We start from the raw sequence: 26,496 nt of genomic DNA, 5'->3' as shown, positions 1-26,496 counted from the left end.
GTGCCCTTGCCGTCGCAGATGAGGTGAGGCTTGCCGCCGGTCTTCCGCCGGTCGACCGGCGACGGACCTGTCTCGGCTCCCCCTTTTTCGCGTGCACGTGGGAGCCGTCCATGCACGCGCGGGTCCAGTCGAGCTCGCCGGCCGCGTTGAGCTGCCCTGCAGACAGAGCCGCTCATCCACTGGCCTAGGCCCCGGCGACCGTGTCGGCCAGGGCGGCAGCAGCGGTTCGACCAGCGCCCACAAGTCAGCAGTCAGCTGGTCCCACCCGTGAAGCTACGGGAGTGAGATGCGTGTCTCAGGCGTCCGCCGCGTACCGCCAGAACTCCCTGATCACCGGTGCCGGCACGGGAGCCATCGCTGCCACCTGAGTCAGCAGGATGGTGACCGCACCCGTGGCCGGGATGACGTGCGCCGCTGTGCCCGTGCCGCCGACCCAGCCGTAACGGCCGGACACGTTCCACGGGTTGGTCCGGTCGATGTCGACCGAGCCGCCGAAGCCCCAGCCCTGGCCCTCCAGGAACAGCTGGCCGATGGCGCGCTGCGCCGGATTCGTGTGGTCGGTGGTCATCATGCGCACGGAGTCGGCCGACAGCACCCGGCGGCCGTCGGCCGCCGTCCCGTCGGCCAGCAACATCCGGCAGAAGGCCAGCCAGTCGTCGGCGGTCGAGGCCAGCCCGCCGTTGCCGAGCGGTAGCGCGGGCAGGCTACTCCACTCGCCGTCCGGGCCGTCGGCGAGCTCCAGGCCGCCGTCATCGCCCGGCTTGTAGAAGCTGGTGAACCGGTCCCGCTTGGCGGCCGGCACCTCGAAACCGGTGTCCACCATGCCCAGCGGCCCGAAGATCCGCTCCGTCAGGAACTCCGGCAGCGGCTGTCCGGTGACCCGCGAAACCAGTACCCCCTGCAAGACGGAGCAGGTGTCGTACAGCCAGGCGGCGCCCGGTTGGTACAGCAGCGGGATGCGGCCGAGCGCCGCCATCCACTCGTCGGCCGGCGGGAAGTTGCTCGGCACCCGGCCGTCCTTTTGCACCGTGAACAACTCCTGCACCGCCGGCAGTGTGAAGTCGGAGGGGAATCCGTACCCGGCTTGGGAGGCCAGCACGTCGAATACGGTGATGGGTCGGTCGGCGGGCACCACGTCGTCCACCGGGCTCGTCGGCGTGCGTACGACCACCGGCTTCCCCAGCTCCGGCAGCCACACCCCGATCGGGTCGTCCAGTGCGATCCTGCTCTCCTCCACGAGGATCAGCAGTGCGGCGGCGGTGACGGACTTGGTGATCGAGGCGACCCGAAAGATGGAATCCCTCGCCATCGGGGCGCCGTCGCCGGCGTCCTGCGCGCCGACGGCCGCCACCTCGACCTGGTCACCCCAGGCCACGAGGCCAACCGCTCCCGGCAGCGTACCGGCACCGACGTGGGCTTCGAGCAAGTCGTGCAGGGTCGTCATGAGGCCGCCTTTCAGAAGATCGCTGTCGAAAGGCAGACTCCCGCACGGGCCGGGAATCATCGGCGCCGAGAGGTCTGGTGGCCGAAGCCTCGTCACGGAACGCCTCGAGAAGACCAGACCCTGATCGCGTTACGAGCTCTTGGAAGGGGCTGGATGCGCGCGCCCCAGCACGCGCATCGAGAAGCGCAATCGCCCTCCCGCGTCCGCACGCCATCGGCAGACCGGAATTCTGGAACCTCTCCCTTTACGGCAGCACCCTGTGCGCGGTCACGGTCGAAGAGGACGGACACTGGATCGTCACACAGTCGTTTTGAGCTACGCCGATCTCGAGTCCAAGCCGATTAAGCCCCCCGGCGAGATCGCAAGTGAACTGGGCGGAGAGATGAGCTACGCATGGAGAAGTGAGATGCTCTCAGGCTTCGTCGACCGCCGTAAGACGATTGAGGAACTGGACGGGGATCAGTGGCCCGAGCCGCCCCGGCACAGCACACCTCTGGTTCTTGGCGTGCATGCACTGAGACGTCGGGCCATCAAGGATTTGTCAGTCGAAGACACGCGCCGGCTGATCTCCCAAGACGTCGGTCTTCCATGGCTTCTGCCTGTCGCTCTGGACTTCCTGCGCGAAACGGCACCGGACGAAGCGGAGACAGGATGGTATGACGACGATTTGCTCTCCGCAGCATTGACCAGAAGTGAGAGCGTGTGGAGGGATGTGCCGCATCTCGCACGGCACCTCGACGAGACGGTCCGGATGCTCACAGACTTTTCCCCCTACATCCGACAGGAGGTCGAGGACTACAGATCCCGCCTCTCGGACCTGCTTTGAAGGCAACCCTGTCGGCTCCCCTGTCCGTACGACCCCGTACGCCGTGATCACGCATTACGCCGCCACGAGTTCGCACCACACGTACTTGCCCCGGTCCCCGAACCGGGCCGACGGCTGCCACCCCCAGTACTCCGCGCAGGCCAGCACCAGCCCCAGCCCCCGCCCCTCCTCCAGGTCCGCGGCCTGCTCCAGTGGCCGCGGCGGGGGCGGTGGCTCCGGGTCGGTGTCCCACGCCCCGATCCACACCAGGCCCTGCGAGGACCGGCGCACCCGCAGCGCCGCCGGCCCCTTGGTGTGCCGTACGGCGTTCGACACCAGCTCCGCCGCGAGCAGTTCCGCGGTGTCCGCGAGGGCGGACAGCCCGTGCACCGTCAGGATGAGGCGCAGGGTACGGCGGCACACCGCCACCGCTCTGAGGTCGTTGGGGATGTAGAGGGTGTAGTCCCAGGTCTCGGATTCGGACATACGTCGGCAACTCCTCGTCGGAAAGGGGGGCCCGCGCGCGGTGGCATTGCCGCGGTCGTCATGGCAGGACGGAGCGGCGCGCTTCCGCAGCGTGTGCGGTACGTCACCGAAGGTAGGGCATAAATTTCATTCGCTTCAAGCGGAGCGCGTAATCTTGCCCCGAACGAGACGCCGTACCAACGTCGTTGAGGAAAGAGGACGCCGTGCCGGCACGACGGAACCCGACCGCACGCCAGGTCCGCCTGGGGACGGAACTACGGAGGCTCCGAGAGGCCGCCGGCCTCAAAGCGACCGAGGCCGCGGCGCTCCTCGGGACGAACTCCGTTCAGATGAGTCAGATCGAATCCGGGATCGCCGGGGTGAGTGAACAGCGCGTACGACGGCTCGCCGCCAACTACGCCTGTGCGGACGCCGACCTGATCGACGCTCTCGCGGCCATGGCGACCGACCGGACGCGCGGCTGGTGGGAGGAGTACCAAGGCACTCTGCCCGCCGCCTACCAGGACTTGGCGGAGCTGGACCACCACGCGAGGTTCCGCAAGGACGTCGCGGTCATCCACGTGCCGGGGCTCCTCCAGACCGAGGAGTACGCCCGGGCCCTCTTTGCGTACATGAACCCCGAGTTCCCGCCGAGTGAAGTGGACCTCCGAGTGGAGCACCGGATGAAACGCAGGATCGTCATCGACGGACCCGACCCCATCCCCTACGAGGCCGTGATTCACGAAGCGGCGCTGCGCATCAGGGTGGCCGGACGTCCCGCCTCCCGCGCCCAGCTCGTCCGCGTGCTGGAAGCGTCCGAGGCCGATCACGTCACCGTGCAGGTCATCCCCTTTGCCCTGGACGGCTTCGCCGGGGCCGGGAGCACCATGGTGCACCTGGGCGGTACGGTCCCCCGGCTGGATACCGTCGTTCGTGACGCCCCGCACGGCACGGCGTTCGTCGATTCAGAAGCGCAGCTGGAGCACTTTCGCAAGCTCTTCCGTAGGGTGAAGAAGGACGCACTGTCCCCTGGACGGTCACGCGACCTCATCCACCGTCTGGCAAAGGAGCTGTGAGGACCGGCATGAGTACTCCCACCGCATGGAAGAAGTCGTCCTTCTCCGGCGGAGGTGAGGGCAATGACTGCGTCGAAGTCGCCGACCTGGACACCCACATAGCCGTCCGTGACTCCAAGGCACCGGCGAGAGCCGTCCTCACCTTCCCCGCCGCCGCCTTCGGCTCCTTCCTCGGCGCCGTGAAAGAGACCCCCACCGCGACCCCCTTCGCGGCATCGATGGACATTACACCCTAGAGTCACAGAAATATGCGCAGAACGTAACAGCGCCCGCGCTTCCTCGATCGCCCCCTCCCCGCGCCGCATGGTGGGGTCGTGCGGCCGGCCGGCCGCCGTCCATACACCGCATCCCGCAGCCCCGCGTCGAACGCGAGCCACGGGGTGTGCGCGACCCTTGCGAAGGGGGACCTCGTGTCCGTGTTCGTATCCTCTTCCGTGACCCGCCGCCGTATCGCCGCCGCACTCGTGGCGGCGGCCACCGCCGCCGTCGGCGCCGCGGCCCTGCCGGCCTCGGCCGCCGACCGCGGCCACGACCACGGCCACCACGACCGCTCACAGGTCGTCATCAGCGGCGTCCGGCACCACACGTCGGCCCGCTACGACCGCTCCGACGCCGCGCTGAACAAGGAGTGGGTGCAGGTCAGCAACAACAGCCACCGGCCGGTGAACCTGGACGGGTGGACGCTGTCGGACGAGGACGGCCACACCTACACCTTCCGCCACTACCGGCTGGGCGCCGACCAGAGCGTGCGGGTGCACACCGGTGTCGGGCGCGACCGCAAGAACGACGTCTACCAGGACCGCCACGAGTCCGTGTGGGACAGCGCCCACGACACCGCGACCCTGCGCAACGACCACGGCCGCTTCATCGACGCCACCTCCTGGGGGTACGACCACCGCGGTCACCGCGACGGCGGGCAGCACCGCGACCACCGCGACGGGGGACAGCACGGCAGCCACCGCGACAGCGGGCAGCACCGCGACCACCGCGACGGCGGGCGGCACGGCGGCCGCCACTGACCCGTGCCCGACGGCGGGCCGGTGAGCACCGACCCGCACCGCGGCCCACGGCCCACGGCAGCTTCCCCCCGGCGGCGCGCCACTTCCCGCGAAGTGGCGCGCCGCCGGCGCGCTTCGGGTCCACGCCGCCCCTGCCATGGCACGGTTCGCGCCATCGACCGACGCCAAGCTTGACCTGATCATGCCAAAGCCGCACCATGAGCGCCAACCCGCACAGCGGACTCACAGGGAGACCACGCAGACACACGGCCCCGGCGGGTCCGCATCCGCACGTCGCACGCGAACATCCCCACCTCCACCCCCAAGGAGAGTTCATGCGACTTCGCATCCGCGACTCCGGCGCCCGTGGCGGCAGACGTACCGCCGCCCTCGGCGCGCTGCTGGCCCTCGCCCTCGCCGCCCCCGTCTCGGCCACCGCCGGCAACGCCAGCGCGGACGGCGTCCGGAAGGTCACGCCTTCCGGGGGCGACATACGGCAGTACGAGATCCACCAGAGCACCGACCCCGTCACCCGTACGGCCATTCAGGCCACCGGCGTCACCGTGGACGAGGCCGACGAGGAGACCGTCGTCGTCTCCGGGCGGCCGGAGCAGATCCGCGAACTGCGCCGACTGGGGTACGAGGTCCAGCCGTCGGCAAGCGCGCCGCGACGCGGTGAGGCGCGGCTGTACGACTTCCCCAGCGCCGACTCGAAGTACCACAACTACGCCGAGGCGAACGCCGAGATCGACCAGCGGCTCGCCGCCTACCCGGGCATCATGAGCAAGCGGGTGATCGGGAAGTCGTACCAGGGGCGGGACATCGTCGCCATCAAGGTCAGCGACAACGTCGGCACCGACGAGGACGAGCCCGAGGTGCTGTTCACCGCGCATCAGCACGCCCGGGAGCATCTGACCGTGGAGATGGCCCTCTACCTGCTACGGGAACTCGGCGCGGGGTACGGGTCGGACTCGCGGATCACCAATATCGTCAACAGCCGGGAGATCTGGATCGTCCCCGATCTGAACCCGGACGGCGGCGAGTACGACATCGCCAGCGGGTCGTACCGCTCGTGGCGCAAGAACCGGCAGCCCAACGCCGGTTCCTCGTCCGTCGGGACCGACCTCAACCGGAACTGGGACTACAAGTGGGGCTGCTGCGGCGGGTCCTCGAGCAGCAAATCGTCCGAGACCTACCGCGGGGCCTCCCCCGAGTCCGCGCCCGAGGTGAAGGTCGTCGCCGACTTCGTGCGCGGCCGGGTCGTCGGGGGCAAGCAGCAGATCAAGGCGGGCATCGACTTCCACACCTACAGCGAGCTGGTGCTGTGGCCGTTCGGGTGGACGTACGACGACACCGCCCCGGGGATGACCGCGGACGACGCAGCCGCGTTCAAGGCCGTGGGGCAGAAGATGGCCGCCAGCAACGGGTACACCGCCGAGCAGTCCAGCGACCTGTACATCACGGACGGGTCGATCGACGACTATCTGTGGGGCACACAGAAGATCTTCGACTACACCTTCGAGATGTATCCGACGTCCGCCTGGGACGGCGGGTTCTACCCGCCCGACGAGGTGATCGAGCGGGAGACCTCCCGGAACAAGGACGCCGTGCTGCAGCTGCTGGAGAACGCCGACTGCATGTACCGGGCCATCGGAAAGGCCGGCCAGTACTGCGGCTAGCCGGCGGTCACGCGTCCTCGAAGTAGGCGTCGAGCACCGCGTCCAGCTGCTCGTCCCACTCCTTGAAGCGCGCCCTGGCCGTCGCCTCGATCTCGATCGGGAACCAGCGGCGGTCAGGGGTGTGCACGGTGACCGTGTACCGCTTGCCGAAGCGGGGCGACTCCGTCTCCACCGCGGCGATCTCCTCCCAGCGGAACTCGCATGCCTCCTCGTCCAGCTTGAGGCGGACGCCCTTGCGGTCGGCCACTATCCGGGCCCGGCGGTCGGACGCCTCGAACACGGGCCCGTCCGCCGGCTCCCCGGCAGGCTCAGCCGAGTCCTCGGCCGCCGACTCCTCGGTCGCCGAGTCCTCGGTCGCCGAGTCCCCGGCCGACGAGTCCTCGACCACGGAGTCCTCGGCCGCCGGCCTCCCGGCCTCCTCCGAAGCCCTGGCCTCCGGCTCCTCGGCCACCGGCTCCTTCGACACCGACGCCGTCGGAGTCGGCCCCGTGAGCCCCGGGACGAAGGCCGGGTCGAAACCGGCGCCCGTCACGGGCTCGGCCTTCAACGGCCCGCCCTTCAGCGGCTTGCTGTTCGCTCCTATGCGCTGCTCCACGGCCGCAGTATGGACGACTTACCTGTGCCGGAACCAGTCAGCTCACGAACACGCTGACCACCGCCGCCACCGCGAACCCCGCCAGTGACAGCACGGACTCGAGGACCGTCCAGGTCCGCAGCGTGTCCCGTTCGCTGATGCCGAAGTACTTGGCCACCATCCAGAAGCCGCCGTCGTTGACGTGGGAGGCGAAGATGGAGCCCGCCGAGACGGCCATGATGACGAGGGCGACGAATGCCTGGGAGTGGTGACCCTCCGTCAGAAGCGGGGCCACGATGCCGGCGGTCGTCACGATCGCCACCGTCGCCGAGCCCTGGGCCACCCGCAGCACCAGCGAGATCAGGTACGACAGGACGATCACCGGCAGGCCCACGTCGTGGAAGGTGTCCGACAGCGCCTGGGCGACCCCGCTGGCCTTGAGGACGGCGCCGAAGACACCGCCCGCGCCGACGACCAGCAGGATGTTGCCGACCGGTTTGAGGGACGCCGTCGACACCGTCTCCAGGGACTTGCGGGACCAGCCGCGGCGGATGCCGAGGAGGCCGTACGCGAGGAGCAGGGCGATGGTGAGGGCGACGAAGGGGCTGCCGAAGAACTCCAGGACCGAGCGGCCGGGGGACGGATCGAGGGCGATCGAGGAGAAGGTCGCGGCGAGGATCAGCACCAGGGGCGTACCGATGACGGCGAGGACCGTGGCCAGCGGCACCGGCCTCTCCTGCGGCTCCACGCCCTGCGCGCGCTGCTCGGCCACGACCGCCTGCCTGGCCTCTTCCGCCGCCTCCACCATGTCCTGCGGTACGGCGACGAAGATCCGCCCGCCGATCCAGGCGGCGTACGCCCAGGCGGCCAGTACGGCGGGCAGACCGCAGACGATGCCCATGAGGAGGACCCAGCCGAGCTGCACGTGCAACAGTCCGGCGGCGGCGACCGGGCCCGGGTGCGGCGGCAGGAAGGCGTGGGTCATGGACAGACCCGCGAGCAGGGGCAGGCAGTAGAGCAGGATCGACTTGCCGGACCGTCTGGCGGCGGCGTACACGAGCGGCGCGAGGACGAAGATGCCGACGTCGAAGAAGACCGGGATGCCGAAGACCAGTCCGGTCAGGCCCATCGCGAGGGGGGCTCGGCGGGCACCGAAGAGGGCCAGCAGCCGGGTGGCCAGCACCTCGGCTCCGCCGCTGACTTCGAGGATCGCGCCGAGCATGGTGCCGAGGCCGATGATGATCGCGACATGGCCGAGGATGCCGCCCATGCCGGACTCGACGGTGGAGACGGCGTCGGAGCGCTGGACGGTGCCGAAGAGCTCGGTCACCGAGAGGCCGGCCAGCAGGCCGACGGCTATGGAGACGGCGAGCAGCGCGACGAACGGCTGAAGTCTGACCTTGATGATCAGGAAGAGCAGCAGGGCTATGCCGAGGGCGGCGACGGTGAGCAGCCCTGGGGTGCCGTCGAGGAGGAGGAGCAGGCCGCCGGTGTGGGGCGGGGCGGCGGGGGCGGTCGCGGCGAGCGGGAAGGACATGCGGGGGTCCTCTGGAGTAAGTGCATCGTGCTTTCGGGCAGGGCGGATCGCGGCACGGCGGCCCGGGTGGGCGCCGTGCCGTGCGGGACGTGCGGGACGTGCGGGAACCTAAGCGCCGCCGGTCCGGGAACGGCGGGAACCGAAGCGCCGCCGGTCCGGGGACAGCGGGAACCGAAGCGCCGCCGGTCCGGGAACGGCCGGGGCCGTAGGAGCGGGACGGCCGGGGCCGTGAGGGCGGGACGGCGGGGGTCTCAGGAGCGGGACGGCGGGGGTCTGTGGATCCGGACGGCAGGGGTCTCAGGAGCGGGACGGCGGGGGCCGTCGGCGCACCGCGGCGGGGGCCGTCAGCTCAGGACGGCGAGGACGTCGATCTCGATGAGGAGGCCGGCCGGCAGGCCGACGTAGACCGTCGTGCGGGCGGCCGGCGGCTGGGTGAGGCCCTGCTCCTCGAAGTAGGCGTTGTAGATCTCGTTCATCTCGGCGAAGTGGTCCACGTCCGTCAGGTAGACGCGGATCATCATCGCGTCGTCCCAGGTCGCGCCGCCTTCCTCCAGGATCGCCTTGACGTTGGCGAGGGTCTGCAGGGTCTGCTCGCGCAGGGTGGGGCCGGCCGGCGTGGGGGCCTTGCCCTCCTCGGCGGGCAGGAAGCCGACCTGGCCGGCGACCTGGAGGATGTTGCCCTTCTTCACGCCGTGCGAGAACTTCGCGGGCGGGGTGGTGTGGGTCTTCGGGGTGAGCGCGGTCTTCTCGGTCATGCGGGGGTGCCCTTCACTGGCGTTCTTCCGGAGTACTCGCCGCTGATCGCGTCCGCCGTACGGCGCACCAGCGGGAGCAGGGTGAGGAGTTCCTCGGCGGTGACGACCACGTTCGGCGCGGACACCGACATCGCGGCGACCACCCGGCCGTCGGCGCCGCGGATGGGGGCGGCGACGCAGTTGATGGACTCCTCGTGGCCACCGAGGTCGGTGGCCCAGCCCTGTTCGCGCACCTGCTCCAGCTCCCTGAGGAAGGCGGGGGCGTTGGCGGTGGAACGGGCCGTGTAGAGGGGGTAGTCGAGCTTGTCCGCGAGGACGCGGCGCTCGGCCTCGGGCAGGTCGGCGAGCAGGAGTTTGGCGACGGCGGCGACCGTGATGGCCACCGGCTTGCCGATGCGCGAGTACATGCGCACCGGGTAGCGGCTCTCGACCTTGTCGATGTAGAGCACCTCGCCCTCCTCGTACACGGCGAGGTGCACGGTGTGCCCGCACTGCTCGTTCAGGCGGGCCAGGTGCGGGTGGGCGATCTCGCGGATGTCGAGGTTCTCCATGGCCTCCTGGGCGAGGGCGAAGAGCCGGGCGCCCAGGCGGTAGCGCTGGTCGGACTGGCGGTAGACGAGGCCGTGTTCGTGCAGGGTGCGCAGGAGGCGCAGCGCCGTGGACTTGTGCACGCCGAGGCGGTCGGCGACCTGTCCGAGGTCGGCGGGGCCCTCGGCGAGCAGCGGCAGGATGCTCAGGGCGCGGTCGACGGTCTGGCTCATGGGGTGTTCGCCTCCTGTTCGGCCTGCTCGGCTTGCGTCCAGCCGGGGCCGAGTCGAAGTGTCCCCCATGCGTGGTCGTCCAGGGCGGCCAGGCGGTCGGCGTGGCCGCGGGCGGGGGGCGCGGCCAGGTCGCCGGGGGTGGTGAGGGCGGCGGCGGCGAAGAGGTGGCCGTGCCGCAGGCGGTCCCGGACGGGCAGGCCGCGCAGGGTGGCGGAGAGGAACCCGGCGGCGAAGGCGTCGCCGGCACCGATGTGGGCGACCACGTCCACCGCCGGGGGGCGGACGAACGTCGCGGTGGCGTCGGCGTCCTGCGCCGCGCGGGTGTCCCGGGTGAAGACGGTCGCACCGCCGCCGCCCTGCTTGACGACGACGACCGCCGGTTCGGGCAGCGCCGCAAGGACGGCACGCGCGCCGTGCAGATCCCAGGCGTCACGCGCCTCGTCGTCGCCGACGAACACGATGTCGGCGCGGCGCGCCAGTTCCAGCAGTACGCGCGGTCCGTCGGCGCCCCGCCACAGCGCGGGCCGGTGGTTGACGTCGAAGGAGACCAGCGGGCGGCCGGGGCGGGGCGCCGTCAGCTCGCGCATCAGCTCCAGGCACGGCGCCGACAGCGCCGCCGTGATGCCGGACAGGTGCAGGACGCGGCCGGCCCGTGCCGCGGTCAGGTCCACGGTGTCCACGGCCATCGCGGAGGCCGCGGAGCCGGCCCGGTAGTAGGCCACCTCGTGGGCGTCGGTGGCCCGGTCGGCCGCCGTGCGGAAGTAGATGCCGGTGGGCCGGTCCGGATCGGTGCGTACGGCGCTCGTGTCGACCCCGTAGCCGGCGATCCGTTCGACCAGGTGCTGCCCGAACCCGTCGGCGCCCACCCGGCCGACCCAGCGGGCCGTGTGTCCGGCCGCGGCCAGCATGCAGGCGACGTTGGACTCGGCACCGCCGATGGCCCGCTCGAAGCAGGGCACGTCGGCGAGGCGGCCCGGGCGGCCGGGGAGGAAGGTGACCATGGACTCGCCGAGCGTGACGACGTCGACCGCCTCGGGCGCCCCGGACTCCTCGGGCGCCCCGGACACCCCGGACTCCTCAGGCGCCCCGGACACCCCGGACTCCTCGGGCGCCCGGACCGTCTCGGGCACCCTGGGCACCTCGGGTACCTCGGGGGCGGCGCTCGGGTGGCCTTCGGCGGTCACGATGGTGGTGGCTCCTCGTCGGTTCGCGGGGCGGGTGGCGCCGGGCGGCGGCTTCATTGACCTCGTGTTGGCCGAGATGTTAGACAGCTGTAAGCGACATGCGCAATGGGTGTTGCATATTGTGCAACACGCCTGACCAGGAGGCTGAGATGGACACCGGTAGCGAAGCGCTCGCCCGCCTTGCCGAGGAACGCGTCGACCACCGCTTCAAGGGCCTCCCGCCGGACGCCGACGGACTGACCGTCGCCGAGCTGACCGCCCAGCGCCGCAACCTCTTCCGGGACGGCTTCACCTCCCCCGTCCTCGCCCTGTCCGCCGAGCGCCTGGAGCACAACCTCGCGCTGATGGAGTCGTACGCCTCCCGGCACGGCCTGGCCTTCGCCCCGCACGGCAAGACCTCCATGGCCCCGCAGCTCTTCCGGCGCCAGATCGAGCACGGCGCCTGGGGCATCACCCTGGCGGTGCCCCACCAGGTGCGGGTGGCCCGGGCGTTCGGCGTCCGGCGGGTGTTCCTCGCCAACGAGCTGGTGGACGCCGCCGCCCTGCGCTGGGTCGCCGGCGAGCTGGCCGCCGACCCGGAGTTCCGTTTCGTCTGCTACGTCGACTCCGTGCGCGGGGTGGAGCTGATGGACGCGGCCCTGCGCGGTGCCGCCCGCCCGGTGGACGTGGTCGTGGAGCTGGGCGCGGGCGAGGGGGCCAGGACCGGGGTGCGCACCGAGGCCGAGGCCACGGCCGTCGCCGAGGCCGTGGCCGGGGCAGCGGCCCTGCGGCTGGTCGGGGTGGCGGGGTACGAGGGCGAGGTGCCCGAGGCCGATCCGGAGCGCGTGCGGTCGTATCTGCGGCGGCTGGTCGCGCTGGCAGCCGGGCTGGACAGGGGCGGCCACTTCGGGGACGCGGAGGAGATCGTGGTGAGCGCGGGCGGCAGCGCCTGGTTCGACGCGGTGGCCGATGTCCTCGCCGGGCTCCCCGCATTCTCCCGGCCCGTGCTGAAGCTGCTGCGCTCGGGGGCGTACGTCTCCCACGACGACGGGCACTACAGCAGGCTCACCCCGTTCACCCGGATCCCGCAGGAGGGCGCCCTGGAGCCCGCCTTCCGGCTGTGGGCGCAGGTCGTCTCCCGGCCCGCCGCCGGGCAGGCCTTCGCCAACGCGGGCAAGCGTGACGCCGCCTACGACCTGGACCTGCCGACCGCCCAGGCGGTGCGCCGCGACGGTGCCGAGCGGCCGGCCACCGGCATCACCGTGACCGGCCTGTCCGACCAGCACGCCTGGCTGCGCACGGAGCCGGAGGCGGACGTCGAGGTCGGGGACTGGATCGGCCTCGGCCTGTCCCACCCGTGCACCTCCTTCGACAAGTGGCAGCTGATCCCGGTCGCCGAGGCCGACGGCACGGTCGTCGACTACATCCGCACGTTCTTCTAGGAGGCCCCCGTGCAAGACCTGGTCATCCGGGACGCCGACGTCGTCGACGGCAGCGGGGCGGACTCCTACCGCGCCGACGTCGTGGTCGACGGCGGCCGGATCGTCTCGATCGTCAAGGAGGCCGCCGCCGCCGGCTGCCAGCGGCCCGGTGCCGCCCGGGAGCTGGACGCGGCGGGCCTGGTCCTCGCCCCCGGCTTCATCGACATGCACGCCCACTCCGACCTGGCCCTGCTGCGCGACCCGGACCACAGCGCGAAGGCCGCGCAGGGGGTCACGCTGGAGGTCCTCGGCCAGGACGGGCTGTCGTACGCGCCGGTGGACGACCGCACCCTGGAGGAGGTGCGGCGGGCGATCACCGGGTGGAACGGGTACGGCGACGACATCGACTTCGACTGGCGGACGGTCGGCGAGTACCTCGACCGCCTGGACCGGGGCATCGCCGTCAACGCGGCCTACCTGATCCCGCAGGGCACCGTCCGGGCGCTCGTCGTGGGCTGGGAGGACCGCGAGGCGACGCCCGGGGAACTGGACCGGATGCGGCGGCTGGTGGCCGAGGGGCTGGAGCAGGGCGCCGTCGGGCTGTCCTCCGGGCTCACCTACACCCCGGGCATGTACGCGGGGGACGCCGAACTGACGGAACTGTGCCGGGTGGTGGCCGGGTACGGCGGCTACTACTGCCCGCACCACCGCTCCTACGGCGCCGGCGCCCTGGACGCCTACGCCGAGATGGTCGCGCTGACCCGGGAGGCGGGCTGCCCGCTGCATCTCGCGCACGCGACGATGAACTTCGGCGTGAACGAGGGCCGGGCACCCGAGCTGCTGGCCCTGCTCGACCGGGCCCTGGACGAGGGCGCGGACATCACGCTGGACACCTACCCCTACACCCCCGGCTGCACGACCCTCGCCGCGCTGCTGCCGAGCTGGGCGAGCGCGGGCGGCCCGCAGGAGATCCTGGCCCGGCTCACCGACCCGCCGACGGCCGCGCGGATCCGGCACGACCTGGAGGTCACCGGCTCGGACGGCTGCCACGGGGTGCCGGTGGACTGGGCGACGATCGAGGTCTCCGGGGTGGCCGATCCGGCTCTCGGCGACCACGTGGGCCGCAGCGTCCGCGAGTCGGCGGACCTGCGGGGCGAGTCCCCGTGGGTGACGGCGCACCGTCTGCTGGTGGCGGACCGGCTGGGCACGACGATCCTCCAGCACGTCGGCCACGAGGAGAACGTCCGCGCGATCATGCGGCACCGCGCGCACACCGGCGGCTCCGACGGCATCCTGCGGGGCAGCAAGCCGCATCCGCGGGCGTACGGCACCTTCCCCCGCTATCTGGGGCACTACGTGCGGGAGTTGGGCGTCCTCACGCTGGAGGAGTGCGTCGCCCGCCTCACCTCCCGGCCCGCGGCCCGGCTGCGGCTGCCGGACCGCGGACTGGTGCGCGAGGGGTACCGGGCCGACCTGGTCCTGTTCGACCCGCGGACGGTCGCGGCCGGTGCCACCTTCGCCGAACCCCGGTCGCTGCCGGCCGGGATCCCGCACGTACTGGTGGACGGCCGGTTCGTCGTCGAGGACGGCAGGCGGACGGACGTCCTGGCGGGGCGGGCGGTCCGCCGCAGCCCGGTGTGACCGCCCGCCGCCGGTGGTTACGGCTTGGGCAAGACGCAGCCGGCCGCGTTCAGGTCGAGCTTGTTGCCGGTGGTGAAGCAGGCCGGGATGTTGTAGATCTCCTGGGCGTAGTTGATGCCCTGGCGGACCGTGACGGTGCCGTTCGCGTCGACCTCGCACGGGTTGTTCACCGTGCACCGCTCGCCGTCCTCGTTGCCGGTGTTGTTGACGGCGACGACCTTGCCGGTGGCGGCGTCGACGACCGGGGAGCCGGAGGTGCCGCCGATGGTGTTGCAGGCGGAGGTGTAGCGGACCGAGTCCTTGAAGGTCCAGTCGCCCTCCTTCAGCCGGTACACGAAGCCGTCGACGTTGCAGCTGTAGATGCGCTTCCAGTAGCCGGAGACCACCTTGATGGCGGTGCCGGCCGTGGGGTGCGTGTCCTGCACGGTGAGCGGGCTGATCCCGTACGAGCTCTTGATCTGCGCGTACGTGGTGGTCAGCCGGTAGAGGGTGACGTCCGTGTCGGTCATGGTCGAGTAGACGACCTGGTTGGCACGGAGGGTGGCGACCTTGGTGCCGGCGGAGTTCAGCAGGCCGAAGGTGCGGCTGGAGGACTGGCCGGTGATGACCTCGCCGGCGTCCGGCATGCCGGTCTCCAGGCAGTGGCCGTTGGTCAGCACGAGGGCCGGGTCGGTGTCGGCGGACTGGGGGAAGCGGATGACGGAGCCGGAGCAGTTGCTGAGCGAGACGGTGCCGGCGAAGCCGATCGTGGCCTTGGCGGCCTTCGCCGCGTGCGGGGCGGGGGCGGGGGCGGCGGTGTGCGGCGCCGCGATCGCCGGGGTCGCGCCGAGCCCGGCTATCGCCAGGGCGGAAAGCGCGGCAAGGAGAGGCTTGTTCACGTGGGGGTCCCCTCTTACGACGTGGGCGACCGGAAGGTTCCGGCCGCCCCGCTTGGTTGTCATGCGCATTGTTGGCAGGGAAGAGGGGCCGGGACAAGGAGCCGGGTCAGGTCATAGGGGTTTCCCTGTGCCGGTCGCGGCCGCCGCGCGCGGGGGGACACCGCTATCGTCGTGAACATGCCACTGGATGCCAGGGGCGCAAGTGACCCCTGAGACAGCTCGCGTCGGTATTCGGGCAAATCTCCGCGTCCCACGTGGCGGAAAACACGGCCCATCGGGCATGAGGGGGTCGTAAGCTCGCCGACATGCAGGTGATCCAGTCGACCAAGCTCGCCAACGTCTGTTACGAGATCCGGGGTCCGGTTCTCGAGGAGGCCATGCGGCTGGAGGCGGCGGGCCACCGCATCCTCAAGCTCAACACCGGCAACCCGGCCGCCTTCGGCTTCGAGTGCCCGCCGGAGATCCTGGAGGACATCCTCCGCAACGTCTCCACCGCACACGGCTACGGCGACGCCAAGGGCCTGCTCGCCGCCCGCCGCGCGGTCGTGATGCACAACCAGACCCTCGGCATCGAGACGGACGTCGAGCACGTCTTCATCGGCAACGGCGTCTCCGAGCTGATCGTGATGGCGATGCAGGGCCTGCTCGACGACGGCGACGAGGTGCTCGTACCGGCCCCGGACTACCCCCTGTGGACGGCGGCCGTCTCCCTGTCCGGCGGTACGGCCGTGCACTACCGCTGCGACGAGCAGGCCGACTGGATGCCCGACCTCGCCGACATCGAGCGCAAGGTGACCGACCGCACCAAGGCGATCGTCGTCATCAACCCGAACAACCCCACGGGCGCCGTCTACGACGAGGCGATGCTCAAGGGGCTGACCGACATCGCCCGCCGGCACAACCTGCTGGTCTGCTCGGACGAGATCTACGACAAGATCCTCTACGACGGCGCCACGCACACCCCGACCGCGAAGGTCGCGCCCGATCTGCTGACCCTCACCTTCAACGGCATGTCGAAGGCGTACCGGGTGGCCGGCTACCGCGTCGGCTGGATGTCCATCTCCGGCCCGCGCGCCCACGCCGACTCCTACATCGAGGGCCTGACGATCCTGGCGAACATGCGGCTGTGCGCCAACATGCCCGGCCAGCACGGGGTGGTCGCCGCGCTCGGCGGACGCCAGACGATCGACGACCTGGTGCTCCCGGGCGGCCGGCTGAAGGAGCAGATGGACACCGCGTACGAGCTGCTGACCCAGATCCCCGGGGTGAGCTGCGTCCGGCCCAAGGGCGCGCTGTACCTGTTCCCGCGCCTCGACCCGCAGGTCTTCAAGGTCAGGGACGACCGGCAGCTGGTCCTGGACCTGCTGCGGCAGGAGAAGATCATGGTCGTCCAGGGCACGGGCTTCAACTGGCCGGAGCCGGACCACTTCCGGGTGGTGACCCTGCCGACGGTCGGCGATCTGCGCGACGCCGTGACCCGGATCGGGAACTTCCTGGACGGATACGGCCAGCCGTAGCCGACGGACTCCACTCCGTGACTCGACTCAACTTTAGACGAAATCTAAGCTAGGATGGCTTCCTGTCAGAGCACAGGAGGCCATCCCCCATGTACGAGCCGATCCGCACCAAGTCGGTCCACAGCACGATGGCCGGCACCGCTTCCGACTTCCCCCACCGCTCGCGCGAGGAGGAGCTGGACATCCAGCTCGCCGGACACCTCGCCGCGCTGCTGACGGTCACCGACGAACTGCGCGCCCTGGCCCCGTCCGCCGACCTGGACGCGGCCGCGCAGCGCCTCGCGGCGCAGGTGGCCCGCCTGCGGGGAGGACGTCCGCCCCTGCGGGCGACGCCGACCGCGGCGGGTGACCCGTGCGCGCTGCACCGGCGGGCGCACGCGCTGGCCGGCCGGGCGCTGGTCGTCGCCGCCTCGCGCGCGGACACGGCCGCGGCGATCCTCGCGGCGGAGCGGATGGACGCCCACGGTGCCGCCACCACCCCGGCCGGGCCGAAGGAACTCAGCTCGGCCGGCTGACCCCGCCCCAGGGGTCCCCTGATCGGCCCCGGTCCGCGTGCACCCGCAGCGACGCGCGGACCGGGCGCCATACACCGCACCGGCACCCGCGCAGGGCGCCGCTCGCCGGAGCGGCCCCCGACTGAGCGGGGCAGTGAGCGCGAGGGGGCACGCCGTGGCACAACCCCGAGGGGCCCCCGCACGCCGTTGTGCGGGGGCCCCTCGGGGTTGTGCCACGGCCGGTCGTGACGATCGCTGGTCAGGGCACACCCCGGCCGGCCGTGGGGTCTTCGGAGGGCGTCAGCCCAGGCGGTTCACCAGGGCGCGGTACTGGTCCCACAGCTCCTCGGGCGTGTGGTCACCGAAGGTGTCCAGGTGCGCGGGGATCAGCGCGGCCTCCTCGCGCCAGACCTCCTTGTCCACCTTCAGCAGGAAGTCCAGGTCGGAGTCGGACAGTTCGAGACCGTCCGTGTCGAGGGCGCCCTTGGCCGGCAGCACGCCGATCGGGGTCTCGACACCCTCGGCCCTGCCCTCCAGCCGCTCCACGATCCACTTCAGGACACGGGAGTTCTCACCGAACCCGGGCCAGACGAACTTGCCCTCGTCGTTCTTGCGGAACCAGTTGACGTAGTAGATCTTCGGCAGCCTGGACTGGTCCTTGTCCTTGGCGACGTCGATCCAGTGGGCCATGTAGTCGCCCATGTTGTAGCCGCAGAACGGCAGCATCGCGAACGGGTCGCGGCGCAGTTCGCCGACCTTGCCCTCGGCCGCGGCCGTCTTCTCGGAGGCCACGTTGGCGCCCAGGAAGACTCCGTGGTTCCAGTCGAAGGACTCCGTCACCAGCGGCACCGCGCTGGCGCGGCGGCCGCCGAAGAGGATCGCCGAGATCGGCACGCCCTTGGGGTCCTCCCACTCCGGCGCGATGATCGGGCACTGCGAGGCGGGCACGGTGAAGCGGGCGTTGGGGTGGGCGGCCGGCGTCCCGGAGGCCGGCGTCCAGTCGTTGCCCTTCCAGTCGGTCAGGTGGGCGGGCGCCTCCTCGGTCATGCCCTCCCACCAGACGTCGCCGTCGTCGGTGAGCGCGACGTTGGTGAAGACCGCGTTGCCCCACAGGGTCTTCATGGCGTTGGCGTTGGTGTGCTCACCGGTGCCGGGCGCGACGCCGAAGAAGCCGGCCTCGGGGTTGATCGCGTAGAGGCGGCCGTCCTCACCGAACCGCATCCAGGCGATGTCGTCGCCGATGGTCTCCACCGTCCAGCCGGAGATCGTGGGCTCCAGCATGGCGAGGTTGGTCTTGCCGCAGGCGCTCGGGAAGGCGGCGGCGACGTACTTCGACTCGCCCTGCGGCGGGGTGAGTTTGAGGATCAGCATGTGCTCGGCCAGCCAGCCCTCGTCACGGGCCATGACGGAGGCGATACGCAGGGCGTAGCACTTCTTGCCGAGCAGGGCGTTGCCGCCGTACCCGGAGCCGTAGGACCAGATCTCGCGGTCCTCGGGGAAGTGCGAGATGTACTTGGTGGAGTTGCACGGCCACGGCACGTCCTCCTGGCCCTGCTCCAGCGGGGCGCCGAGGGTGTGGACGGCCTTGACGAAGAAGCCCTCGTCGCCCAGCTCGTCCAGGACGGCCTGGCCCATGCGCGTCATCGTGCGCATGGAGACGGCGACGTAGGCGGAGTCGGTGATCTCCACGCCGAGCGCGGAGAGCGGGGAGCCGAGGGGGCCCATGCAGAACGGGACGACGTACATCGTGCGGCCCCGCATGGAGCCGCGGAACAGGCCCTTGTCACCGGCGAAGATCTCCCGCATCTCGGCGGGGGCCTTCCAGTGGTTGGTGGGACCCGCGTCCTCCTCCTTCTCGGAGCAGATGAAGGTGCGGTCCTCGACGCGCGCGACGTCGGTCGGGTCGGAGGCTGCGTAGTACGAGTGCGGGCGCTTGATCGGGTCGAGCTTCTTGAACGTTCCCTTGGCGACCAGTTCCTCGGACAGCCGCTCGTACTCGGCCTCGGAGCCGTCACACCAGACCACGCTGTCCGGCTGCGTCAGTTCGGCGATCTCGTTGACCCACGAGATCAGTTCCTGGTGGTTGGTGGGGACGACGGTGGGAGCCGCGATGTCGCGCGCCACGATTGCTCCTAAATGAGGGATTTTTGTCTTGTCCGCCCCGTGGGGGCCTCGACCCGGACGCTTCGTAGCCGCTCATCCGGTGCCGACCGCACTCATTTGATCATCCGAGTTTAGTGCCCATCTGTCCAGAGCGCATCACAGGTGAGCGGAGTGAGGAATCCCACGGTTACCGCGACTCTTTGCGTCCACGAGGGGTTCAGCTGAAGGACTTTTTGCCCGACGGCGTTGTCGACCGCGCATTGATCGGTGACTTACGGCGGCGTCGGTACCATGCGGCCATGACTGTGCCCGCCTCCGACGCGCCCACGGACCCGCCGGCCGCCGGCCGTGGCCCCGTCGCGCTCTCCCTGCCCCATCCGGTCAAGCCCAGGCTGCGCGGCTGGCTGCACCTCGGCATGTTCCCGGCCGCACTCATCGCCGGCCTCGTGCTCACCGCCCTCGCCGACTCGACCAGAGGCCGTGTCGCCTGCGGCATCTACGCCCTGACGGCCTGTCTGCTCTTCGGCGTCAGCGCGCTGTACCACCGGGGCGACTGGAGCCCGCGGATGGACGGCGTGCTGCGCCGCCTCGACCACGCCAACATCTTCCTGATCATCGCGGGCACCTACACCCCGCTGACCCTGCTGCTCCTGCCCGACAGCAAGGGCCGGTGGCTGCTGTGGGGCATCTGGGTCGCGGCCGCGGCCGGCATCGTCTTCCGCGTGTTCTGGGTCGGCGCACCGCGCTGGCTGTACACGCCCTGCTACATCGCGATGGGCTGGGCGGCCGTCTTCTTCCTGCCCGACTTCATGCGCACCGGCGGCATCGCCGTCCTGGTCCTGGTGGTCGTCGGCGGCCTGCTCTACAGTGCCGGCGGCGTGATCTACGGCATCAAGCGCCCGAACCCCTCACCGCGCTGGTTCGGCTTCCACGAGGTCTTCCACTCCCTCACGCTCGCCGCGTTCGTCGTCCACTACGTCGGCATCTCGCTGGTGGCCTACCAGCACGCCTAGCCCACCACCCCCTTCCAAACGGCCACGACTCGACCGAGTCGTGGCCGTTTCCCGTTCCCCGGCACCTCCCCTCCATTGACAGTCCCACGATTTTGACGGTTACTTTCATTTCATGGCTACTGTCACCACCGCTCGGGAGGCGCGGCCCGATCCCCGCCGCTGGTGGGCCCTCGGCGCCCTGGTCGCGAGCATGCTCACGCTCGGCTTCGACATGACGATCCTCAACGTGGCGCTGCCGACCATGGCCGGTGACCTGAAGGCGACCACCGGGCAGCAGCAGTGGACGGCGGACGCGTACGTCGTCGTCTTCGCCGCGCTGATGCTCCCCGCCGGCCTCCTCGGCGACCGGTTCGGACGGCGCCTGATGCTGATCGCCGGACTCGGCGTCTTCCTCGCCGGCTCCCTGCTCGGCGCGCTCGCCGGTGACGTCCACCAGGTCGTCGCCGCCCGCGCGTTCATGGGCGTCGGCGGTGCGCTCGTCACCCCGCTCGCCCTGTCGGTACTGCCCTCGCTCTTCGGCCCCGCCGAGCGGCCCAGGGCCGTCGGCGTCATCTCGGCCGCCTCGGCCCTCGGCATGCCGCTCGGCCCGGTCATCGGCGGCTGGCTGCTGGACCACTTCTGGTGGGGCTCGGTCTTCCTCGTCAACGTCCCCATGGCCGCCATCGGTATCGCCGCCTGCGTCCTGCTGCTCCCCGAGACCCGCGACCCCGCCTCCCCGCGGGTCGACGTCCTGTCCACGGCGCTCACCGCCACCGGCCTCGGCACCCTCGTCTACGCGATCATCGAGGCCCCCGGCCGGGGCTGGGGCGATGCGCTCGTCCTGACGGCGTTCACGGCGGCCGTCGTCCTGCTCACGGCACTGGTCCTGCGCGAACGGCGCCGCGCCCGGCCGATGCTCGACATGACGCTGCTGACCCACCGCGGCTTCCTCCTCAGCACGCTCGCGGCCACCCTCGTGATGTTCGTGCTGTCCGGCCTGCTGTTCGTCCTGCCGCCGTACCTCCAGGCCGTACTCGGCCAGGACGCCTTCGGCACGGGATTGCGCCTGCTGCCGCTGATGGGCGGCCTGATGCTCGCCGCGAGGGGCGCCCAGCCGGTCGTGGCACGGTTCGGTCCGCGTGCCGTGGTGAGCGCCGGCCTGGTGGTGCTGGCCTTCTCCGCGCTGCTCGGCAGCCGTACGACGACCGGCTCCGGCTACGGCTTCACCGCGCTGTGGCTCTCGATCGCGGGCGTCGGGTTCGGCTTCTCCGTGGTGCCCGCGATGGACGGCGCCCTCGGCGCGCTGCCCCGCGACCGGGCCGGCAGCGGCTCCGGGCTGCTGATGACGCTGCGCCAGGTCGGTGCGGCGGTCGGCATCGCCCTGCTCGGCAGCCTGCTGGCCGGTGCCTTCCGCGACCGGCTGGACGTGGCCGGGCTGCCGGCGAAGGCGGCCGCCGCCGCGGGCGACTCCGTCGTCGCCGCGCACCTCGTGGCCCACAAGGCGGGCTCCGTCCGCCTCGCGGTGTCCGCGGACAGCGCCTACGTCCACGGCATGGACCTGGTCCTGCTGGTCTGCGGGACCGCCGCCCTGGTCTCGGCGCTGCTGGCCGCCGCGTTCCTGCCGGGCACGGCGGCCGTCGCGCGCGGTGGGGCGCGGCCCTCCCCGGAGATGGTCACCCCCGGACCCGATGCCGGAGAATGACCCCCATGACGGCCGCACGCTCCCCCTACTCCCCCGCCGACCGCCCCCGCCTCGGACTGCGGGAGCGGAAGAAGATCAAGACCCGTGAGGCGATCCGCGCGGCGACCTACGCGCTGGTCAGGGAGCAGGGGTACGACGCCACGACGATCGAGCAGATCGCCGAGCGGGCCGAGGTGTCGCCGTCCACCGTCTTCCGCTACTTCCCCACCAAGGAGGACATCGTCCTCACCGACGAGTACGACCCCCTGATGCTGGAGGAACTGCGCGCACGGCCCGAGGACGAGCCGTGGCGGGACTCCCTCCGGTACGTGGTGGGCCGGGCCCTCGACCTGAGCGAGGAGGAGGACCCCGAGGTGCTCCGGCTGCGGGCTCGCCTGGGGGCCCAGGTGCCCGCCATCCGCTCCCGGTACTTCGAGAGCATGTCGCAGACCGGCCGTCTGCTGCGCCAGGCCCTCGCGGAGCGCACGGGCCGCGACCCGGAGAGCCTGGAGGTGCGGGTCAGCGCGATGGCCCTCATCGGCGGGATGATGGAGGTCTCCATGTACTGGGCGGAGAACGGCTTCGACGGCGAACTGAGGGACCTGATGGAGCGGGCCCTGGACGTCATGGAGCACGGCCTCGGACCCGGGGAACTCTGAGGCCCACGGCGCCGCCCGTGCCATCCTGACGGGGTGAACGCCACCGAGATCCACGTCGAAGTCGCCCCCGAGCTGCATCTGTTCGTGCCGGCCGCCCGCCGCGGCGCGGCCACCGCCCTGGCCACGGACGGCGTCTCGACGCTCGGTCATGTCGTGGAGTCCCTCGGCGTCCCGCTCACCGAGGTCGGCGCGCTCGTCGTGGACGACCGCGAGGTGCCCGCCTCGCACGTACCGGCGGCCGGCGAGCGCGTCTCGGTCCGAGCGGTGGACCGTCCCCAGCACGTCCCCGGCGCCCCCCTGCGCTTCCTCCTCGACGTCCACCTCGGCACACTGGCCCGCCGGCTGCGGCTGCTCGGCGTGGACGCGGCCTACGAGTCGACGGACATCGGCGACCCGGCGCTCGCCGCCCGCTCGGCGGCGGAGCAGCGGGTCATGCTCAGCCGTGACCGCGGCCTGCTGCGCCGCCGGGAACTGTGGGCCGGCGCGTTCGTCTACAGCACCCGCCCCGAGGAGCAGCTCCACGACGTGCTGGACCGCTTCGCCCCCGAGCTGCGCCCGTGGACCCGGTGCACCGCCTGCAACGGCCTGCTGAGGGCGGCCACCAAGGAAGAGGTCGCCGACCAGCTCAAGGGCGGCACCCAGCGGTCGTACGACGTGTTCGCCCAGTGCACGGCCTGCGGCCGGGCGTACTGGAAGGGCGCGCACCACGAGCAGCTGGAAGCCATCGTGGGGCGCGCCCTGAAGCAGCGCTGACGCGGGCCCGCGCCCCCTTCCCGCAGGCGGTGGCCCCGCCCCGGTCGCCGCACGGCCGCGGGGGCGGTGAGTCCGGTCAGGGCGACGCCAGCCGGGCCCGCAGGGCCGCCGGGTCCGTCACCGGCAGGTCGCAGACGAAGCCCCGGCAGACGTACGCGGTCGGAGCGCCGTCGACGAGGGTGCGGTCGGCGAGGAGCGGGAACTCGTCGCTGCCCGGGGTGCCACAGGCGACCACGGCACCCGGGGCGACGCCGAGCAGCGCCGTACGGTGCAGGCCGGCCGTCCGCTCGTCGTCCAGGGCCGGTCCGGCCACGGCCACCTCGCGCGGCCCGTCGAGCAGCGCCTCGGCGACGGCGAGTCCCCACCCGATGAACCGGGGCACGCGCGGGCCGAGGGTCTTCACGACACCCAACGCCCGCTCGGCCGCGGCCCGGTGCGGGGCGGAGCCGGTGTGGGCGGCATAGCTCAGCAGCGCGCCGGCCGCGGCGGTCCACCCCGAGGGCGTGGCGTTGTCGGTGGGGTCCTGGGGCCGGCGGATGAGCTGCTCGGCGTCGGAGGCGGTGTCGTACAGGCCACCGGTCGCCGGGTCGGCGAAACGGACGAGCACATGGTCGAGCAGCAGTCCGGCGAAGTCCAGCCAGACGCCCTCCCCGGTCACGGAGGCGAGCGAGAGGAAGCCCTCGGCGACGTCGGCGTAGTCCTCCAGGACACCCGCATTGGCGCCGACGCGGCCGTCCTTGCTGGTGCGGGCGAGCCGGCCGTGTTCGTCGAGATGGACGCGGACGAGGAGGTCGGCGGCGCCGAGCGCGGCCTCGGTCAGGTCGGGCCGGCCGAAGTAGGCGCCGGTCTCGGCGAGCGCGGCGACGGCGAGCCCGTTCCAGGCGGCGACGACCTTGTCGTCCCGGCCGGGGGCCGGACGCCGGGCCCTGGCGGACAGCAGCCGCTCCCGCACCGAGGCGACCTTCTCGGCGTCGAAGACCCCCTCGGTCTGCGGGAGCTGCAGAACGGACCGGCCGTGCTCGAAGGTCCCCTCGTCGGTCACGCCGAAGTACTGGGCGGCCAGCCGTCCGTCGTCCTCGCCGAGGGCGGCGACCAGTTGCCCGGGCGTCCAGACGTAGTACGCGCCCTCGACGTGCCGGCCGGTGCCGTCGTCGCTGTCGGCGTCGAGCGCCGAGGCGAACCCGCCCTGCTCCGTGCGCAGTTCCCGCACCAGGAAGTCCGCGGTCTCCAGCGCGACCCGCCGGGCCAGGTCCGAGCCGGTGGCCCGCCACAGGTGGGCGTACACCCGGCAGAGCAGGGCGTTGTCGTAGAGCATCTTCTCGAAGTGCGGCACCACCCAGTCGCGGTCGACGGAGTACCGGGCGAACCCGCCGCCGAGCTGGTCGTACAGACCGCCGCGCGCCATCCGCTCACAGGTGTCCCGGGCCATCTGCAACGCGCCCTCGGCACCGGTGCGCGCGTGGTGGCGCAGCAGGAACTCCAGCGCCATGGACGGCGGGAACTTGGGAGCGCCGCCGAATCCGCCGCGCTGCGCGTCGTACTCGCGGGTGAGCCCGAGGAGGGCCTGGGCGAGTTCCTGTTCGCCGGGGGCCTCGGCGGCCTGCCGGACGATCTCCCGCTGGGCGAGATCACGCACGATCTTCCCGGCGACCTCGCTGACCTCGTCGCGCCGGGTGCTCCAGGCCTGCTGGACACCCTCCAGCACCTGCCGGAAGGAGGGCATGCCGTGGCGCGGGACCGGCGGGAAGTAGGTGCCGAAGTAGAACGGCTCCGCGTCCGGCGTGAGGAACACGGTCATGGGCCAGCCGCCCTGCCCGGTGGCCGCCTGGACGGCCTCCATGTAGACGGCGTCCACGTCGGGGCGTTCCTCGCGGTCGACCTTGACGCTGACGAAGTGTTCGTTGAGGTAGTCGGCGGTGTCCCGGTCCTCGAAGGACTCGTGGGCCATGACGTGGCACCAGTGGCACGCAGAGTATCCGACCGACAGCAGAACGGGTACACCGCGCCGTTCCGCCTCCGCGAACGCCTCGGGTCCCCACGGCCACCAGTCGACCGGGTTGTCCGCGTGCTGAAGCAGATAAGGCGAGGTCACACCAGCCAACCGGTTCATACGACCCAGCCTCTCACAGCAGCCGGCACGACCGGCGAAACCCTCTCGAGCCCGCCTCGCTCGGCTGAATCGCACTTGCGGGCCATCACGTGGCGGGCGACTCCGCCCCTCTCCGGGTCGGGCGGCCCGGCACCTGTCCGAGGAGCGGTGCGCCGGCATCGAGATCGTGGACGGAATGGTCGTCGTGAGCCCGAGCGCCTCCAAGCGGCACTTTCCGGGCATGCCGAGCCTTGCGGAATCCATCACCACCGAATCTAGAAGGGCCCGTCTTCTTCGACTGGTCGACGACACCATTCGGTGGACTTGAAGCAGCCCATGAGCCAGTGTGCTTCGGCATCATCAAGGATGACGCCCCCGCTCGACGGGATGAGACCGAGGCGAAGCATCTGCTCCTGGATGCGCACGGGCTCCCGGTCGAGGTCGTGATGCAGCAACACCGCAAACGGCTCCCCGCGCTTCTGCCAGAAGACCATAGGCTCGCCGACTTCGTTGATGAACGGTGCGTGGGCGCCCGATCACCGGGCCGGTGCCGAGGGGCCGCCGGTGAGGGGGGCGGTCGCCGGTGCGCTCGGGCGCGTTCTCCTCGCCCGGGCGATCGTCACCCCCTCGCGCTGCCGCCTTCCGCGAAGGACACTGCTACGCGTAGGAGTTGCCGCCGGAGGGGGACGGGACATGCGGGACGGTCATCGGGCGGAGGCCGAGCGGCTGCTGGTGCGGGCGGTGGAGGAGGAGGTGCGGCGTTCGGACGGACGGACCGACGGCCGGCTGCTGTTGTCGCGGGCACGCGCCGCGCTGGACGCGATGGCCGGCGCGGCCGGTGAGGAGTACGCGGCCTACACGCGCGCGCTGGACGAGGCGGAGGCGGGGCGGCTGACCTTCGGACAGCGGTACGCGCGCGCCGGAGCCGGGACGGCCCTGCTGGTGGCGGCCGTCGCCGCCGTCGCCGCCGCCGTCGCCGACCTCTCCCTCGGCACCGGCGCCGGCCCGGCC

The 26,496-nt window shown here is 71.5% G+C and carries 25 protein-coding genes and 2 pseudogenes; 15 read left to right on the top strand and 12 right to left on the bottom strand.

What is annotated here, in order from left to right:
- Positions 1-154, bottom strand: a pseudogene (locus GT045_RS39670) (IS5/IS1182 family transposase); the annotation flags it as partial.
- Positions 155-295: 141 nt separating this feature from the next.
- A complete protein-coding gene (locus GT045_RS12920) occupies positions 296-1,444 on the bottom strand; it encodes a serine hydrolase domain-containing protein (protein WP_161334254.1) in 1,149 nt (382 codons plus the stop codon).
- A 310-nt stretch (positions 1,445-1,754) separates the two neighbouring features.
- Here GT045_RS12920 and GT045_RS12915 point away from each other — a divergent pair, with 310 nt between their 5' ends.
- Positions 1,755-2,270, top strand: coding sequence for a contact-dependent growth inhibition system immunity protein (locus tag GT045_RS12915; protein WP_161334253.1), 516 nt, complete (start codon positions 1,755-1,757; stop codon positions 2,268-2,270).
- 54 nt (positions 2,271-2,324) lie between these two features.
- Here GT045_RS12915 and GT045_RS12910 read toward each other — a convergent pair whose 3' ends face one another.
- Entirely contained in the window at positions 2,325-2,735 is a 411-nt protein-coding gene (locus GT045_RS12910; protein ID WP_161334252.1) for an ATP-binding protein, read from the bottom strand.
- Positions 2,736-2,938: 203 nt separating this feature from the next.
- Here GT045_RS12910 and GT045_RS12905 point away from each other — a divergent pair, with 203 nt between their 5' ends.
- The 4 genes from GT045_RS12905 (at position 2,939) to GT045_RS12890 (ending at position 6,467) form a co-directional block, all read left to right on the top strand.
- Positions 2,939-3,790, top strand: coding sequence for a helix-turn-helix transcriptional regulator (locus GT045_RS12905; RefSeq protein ID WP_161334251.1), 852 nt, complete (start codon positions 2,939-2,941; stop codon positions 3,788-3,790).
- A gap of 8 nt (positions 3,791-3,798) precedes the next feature.
- Entirely contained in the window at positions 3,799-4,026 is a 228-nt protein-coding gene (locus tag GT045_RS12900) for a DUF397 domain-containing protein (protein ID WP_161334250.1), read from the top strand.
- Between the two features lie 174 nt (positions 4,027-4,200).
- A complete protein-coding gene (locus GT045_RS12895) occupies positions 4,201-4,809 on the top strand; it encodes a lamin tail domain-containing protein (RefSeq protein WP_345942632.1) in 609 nt (202 codons plus the stop codon).
- A 314-nt stretch (positions 4,810-5,123) separates the two neighbouring features.
- Positions 5,124-6,467 (top strand): M14 family metallopeptidase, encoded by a 1,344-nt coding sequence (locus GT045_RS12890; RefSeq protein ID WP_161334249.1) that lies wholly within the window; start codon positions 5,124-5,126, stop codon positions 6,465-6,467.
- A 7-nt stretch (positions 6,468-6,474) separates the two neighbouring features.
- Here the strand turns inward: GT045_RS12890 and GT045_RS12885 are convergent, their stop codons facing one another.
- From GT045_RS12885 to GT045_RS12865, 5 genes are all read right to left on the bottom strand, one after another.
- A complete protein-coding gene (locus GT045_RS12885) occupies positions 6,475-7,062 on the bottom strand; it encodes a hypothetical protein (protein ID WP_161334248.1) in 588 nt (195 codons plus the stop codon).
- A gap of 37 nt (positions 7,063-7,099) precedes the next feature.
- Positions 7,100-8,578: a gluconate:H+ symporter gene (locus GT045_RS12880; protein ID WP_161334247.1), complete on the bottom strand. Its 1,479-nt coding sequence runs from the start codon at positions 8,576-8,578 to the stop codon at positions 7,100-7,102.
- A gap of 344 nt (positions 8,579-8,922) precedes the next feature.
- Positions 8,923-9,333, bottom strand: coding sequence for a RidA family protein (locus GT045_RS12875; protein ID WP_161296302.1), 411 nt, complete (start codon positions 9,331-9,333; stop codon positions 8,923-8,925).
- Complete coding sequence (locus tag GT045_RS12870) at positions 9,330-10,094, bottom strand: IclR family transcriptional regulator (RefSeq protein WP_161296304.1); 765 nt, start codon at positions 10,092-10,094, stop codon at positions 9,330-9,332. The genes GT045_RS12875 and GT045_RS12870 overlap by 4 nt, the downstream gene beginning before the upstream one ends.
- The gene (locus tag GT045_RS12865) at positions 10,091-11,161 is read right to left on the bottom strand and encodes a sugar kinase (RefSeq protein ID WP_161334255.1); all 1,071 of its coding nucleotides are present in this window, start codon (positions 11,159-11,161) and stop codon (positions 10,091-10,093) included. Before GT045_RS12865 ends, GT045_RS12870 begins: the two co-directional genes overlap by 4 nt.
- Before the next feature lie 266 nt (positions 11,162-11,427).
- On the opposite strand from GT045_RS12865, the gene GT045_RS12860 reads away from it, so the two are divergent.
- Together GT045_RS12860 and GT045_RS12855 are read left to right on the top strand one after the other, a co-directional pair.
- The gene (locus GT045_RS12860) at positions 11,428-12,699 is read left to right on the top strand and encodes an amino acid deaminase (protein WP_161334246.1); all 1,272 of its coding nucleotides are present in this window, start codon (positions 11,428-11,430) and stop codon (positions 12,697-12,699) included.
- A gap of 9 nt (positions 12,700-12,708) precedes the next feature.
- A complete protein-coding gene (locus GT045_RS12855; RefSeq protein ID WP_161296310.1) occupies positions 12,709-14,319 on the top strand; it encodes a D-aminoacylase in 1,611 nt (536 codons plus the stop codon).
- Between the two features lie 17 nt (positions 14,320-14,336).
- On the opposite strand, the gene GT045_RS12850 is transcribed toward GT045_RS12855, so the two are convergent.
- Positions 14,337-15,197 (bottom strand): serine protease, encoded by an 861-nt coding sequence (locus tag GT045_RS12850; protein WP_161334245.1) that lies wholly within the window; start codon positions 15,195-15,197, stop codon positions 14,337-14,339.
- Between the two features lie 305 nt (positions 15,198-15,502).
- Between GT045_RS12850 and GT045_RS12845 the strand changes: the two genes are divergently transcribed.
- On the top strand, positions 15,503-16,714 hold the full coding sequence (locus GT045_RS12845; RefSeq protein WP_161296314.1) for a pyridoxal phosphate-dependent aminotransferase: 1,212 nt from the start codon (positions 15,503-15,505) through the stop codon (positions 16,712-16,714).
- A gap of 89 nt (positions 16,715-16,803) precedes the next feature.
- The gene (locus GT045_RS12840; protein ID WP_161334244.1) at positions 16,804-17,229 is read left to right on the top strand and encodes a hypothetical protein; all 426 of its coding nucleotides are present in this window, start codon (positions 16,804-16,806) and stop codon (positions 17,227-17,229) included.
- A gap of 279 nt (positions 17,230-17,508) precedes the next feature.
- Here GT045_RS12840 and GT045_RS12835 read toward each other — a convergent pair whose 3' ends face one another.
- Positions 17,509-19,332, bottom strand: a complete 1,824-nt coding sequence (locus GT045_RS12835; protein ID WP_161292273.1) for a phosphoenolpyruvate carboxykinase (GTP) — start codon at positions 19,330-19,332, stop codon at positions 17,509-17,511.
- A gap of 278 nt (positions 19,333-19,610) precedes the next feature.
- Between GT045_RS12835 and GT045_RS12830 the strand changes: the two genes are divergently transcribed.
- From GT045_RS12830 to GT045_RS12815, 4 genes are all read left to right on the top strand, one after another.
- Entirely contained in the window at positions 19,611-20,324 is a 714-nt protein-coding gene (locus tag GT045_RS12830) for a hemolysin III family protein (protein ID WP_161334243.1), read from the top strand.
- A gap of 112 nt (positions 20,325-20,436) precedes the next feature.
- Positions 20,437-22,005, top strand: coding sequence for a DHA2 family efflux MFS transporter permease subunit (locus GT045_RS12825; protein ID WP_161334242.1), 1,569 nt, complete (start codon positions 20,437-20,439; stop codon positions 22,003-22,005).
- Positions 22,002-22,643 carry a TetR family transcriptional regulator gene (locus GT045_RS12820; protein ID WP_161292279.1) on the top strand — a complete coding sequence of 214 codons (642 nt, stop codon included), beginning with the start codon at positions 22,002-22,004 and terminating at the stop codon, positions 22,641-22,643. Before GT045_RS12825 ends, GT045_RS12820 begins: the two co-directional genes overlap by 4 nt.
- Before the next feature lie 33 nt (positions 22,644-22,676).
- On the top strand, positions 22,677-23,396 hold the full coding sequence (locus tag GT045_RS12815) for a Mut7-C RNAse domain-containing protein (protein WP_161292280.1): 720 nt from the start codon (positions 22,677-22,679) through the stop codon (positions 23,394-23,396).
- Between the two features lie 76 nt (positions 23,397-23,472).
- Here the strand turns inward: GT045_RS12815 and GT045_RS12810 are convergent, their stop codons facing one another.
- Positions 23,473-25,506 carry a thioredoxin domain-containing protein gene (locus tag GT045_RS12810; RefSeq protein WP_161334241.1) on the bottom strand — a complete coding sequence of 678 codons (2,034 nt, stop codon included), beginning with the start codon at positions 25,504-25,506 and terminating at the stop codon, positions 23,473-23,475.
- A gap of 133 nt (positions 25,507-25,639) precedes the next feature.
- Between GT045_RS12810 and GT045_RS39665 the strand changes: the two are divergent.
- Positions 25,640-25,717, top strand: a pseudogene (locus GT045_RS39665) (Uma2 family endonuclease); the annotation flags it as partial.
- Positions 25,718-25,760: 43 nt separating this feature from the next.
- Here the strand turns inward: GT045_RS39665 and GT045_RS12800 are convergent.
- On the bottom strand, positions 25,761-25,979 hold the full coding sequence (locus GT045_RS12800; protein WP_237538542.1) for a hypothetical protein: 219 nt from the start codon (positions 25,977-25,979) through the stop codon (positions 25,761-25,763).
- A gap of 199 nt (positions 25,980-26,178) precedes the next feature.
- Between GT045_RS12800 and GT045_RS12795 the strand changes: the two genes are divergently transcribed.
- The coding region (locus GT045_RS12795) for a hypothetical protein (RefSeq protein WP_161334240.1) at positions 26,179-26,496 on the top strand (318 nt) is incomplete at its 3' end.

The sequence above is a fragment of the Streptomyces sp. SID486 genome, from assembly GCF_009865385.1.
In the GTDB taxonomy this organism is placed as follows: domain Bacteria; phylum Actinomycetota; class Actinomycetes; order Streptomycetales; family Streptomycetaceae; genus Streptomyces.
This window is presented reverse-complemented; position numbering and strand designations above follow the sequence as displayed.

What these genes read in the sequence shown, in the direction of transcription:
- GT045_RS12920 (WP_161334254.1), bottom strand. Translation starts at nt 1,444, where the DNA reads ATGACGACCCTGCACGACTTGCTCGAAGCCCACGTCGGTGCCGGTACG.
- GT045_RS12910 (WP_161334252.1), bottom strand. Translation starts at nt 2,735, where the DNA reads ATGTCCGAATCCGAGACCTGGGACTACACCCTCTACATCCCCAACGAC.
- GT045_RS12900 (WP_161334250.1), top strand. Translation starts at nt 3,799, where the DNA reads ATGAGTACTCCCACCGCATGGAAGAAGTCGTCCTTCTCCGGCGGAGGT.
- GT045_RS12890 (WP_161334249.1), top strand. Translation starts at nt 5,124, where the DNA reads ATGCGACTTCGCATCCGCGACTCCGGCGCCCGTGGCGGCAGACGTACC.
- GT045_RS12880 (WP_161334247.1), bottom strand. Translation starts at nt 8,578, where the DNA reads ATGTCCTTCCCGCTCGCCGCGACCGCCCCCGCCGCCCCGCCCCACACC.
- GT045_RS12875 (WP_161296302.1), bottom strand. Translation starts at nt 9,333, where the DNA reads ATGACCGAGAAGACCGCGCTCACCCCGAAGACCCACACCACCCCGCCC.
- GT045_RS12870 (WP_161296304.1), bottom strand. Translation starts at nt 10,094, where the DNA reads ATGAGCCAGACCGTCGACCGCGCCCTGAGCATCCTGCCGCTGCTCGCC.
- GT045_RS12860 (WP_161334246.1), top strand. Translation starts at nt 11,428, where the DNA reads ATGGACACCGGTAGCGAAGCGCTCGCCCGCCTTGCCGAGGAACGCGTC.
- GT045_RS12845 (WP_161296314.1), top strand. Translation starts at nt 15,503, where the DNA reads ATGCAGGTGATCCAGTCGACCAAGCTCGCCAACGTCTGTTACGAGATC.
- GT045_RS12840 (WP_161334244.1), top strand. Translation starts at nt 16,804, where the DNA reads ATGTACGAGCCGATCCGCACCAAGTCGGTCCACAGCACGATGGCCGGC.
- GT045_RS12830 (WP_161334243.1), top strand. Translation starts at nt 19,611, where the DNA reads ATGACTGTGCCCGCCTCCGACGCGCCCACGGACCCGCCGGCCGCCGGC.
- GT045_RS12825 (WP_161334242.1), top strand. Translation starts at nt 20,437, where the DNA reads ATGGCTACTGTCACCACCGCTCGGGAGGCGCGGCCCGATCCCCGCCGC.
- GT045_RS12820 (WP_161292279.1), top strand. Translation starts at nt 22,002, where the DNA reads ATGACCCCCATGACGGCCGCACGCTCCCCCTACTCCCCCGCCGACCGC.
- GT045_RS12810 (WP_161334241.1), bottom strand. Translation starts at nt 25,506, where the DNA reads ATGAACCGGTTGGCTGGTGTGACCTCGCCTTATCTGCTTCAGCACGCG.
- GT045_RS12800 (WP_237538542.1), bottom strand. Translation starts at nt 25,979, where the DNA reads ATGGTCTTCTGGCAGAAGCGCGGGGAGCCGTTTGCGGTGTTGCTGCAT.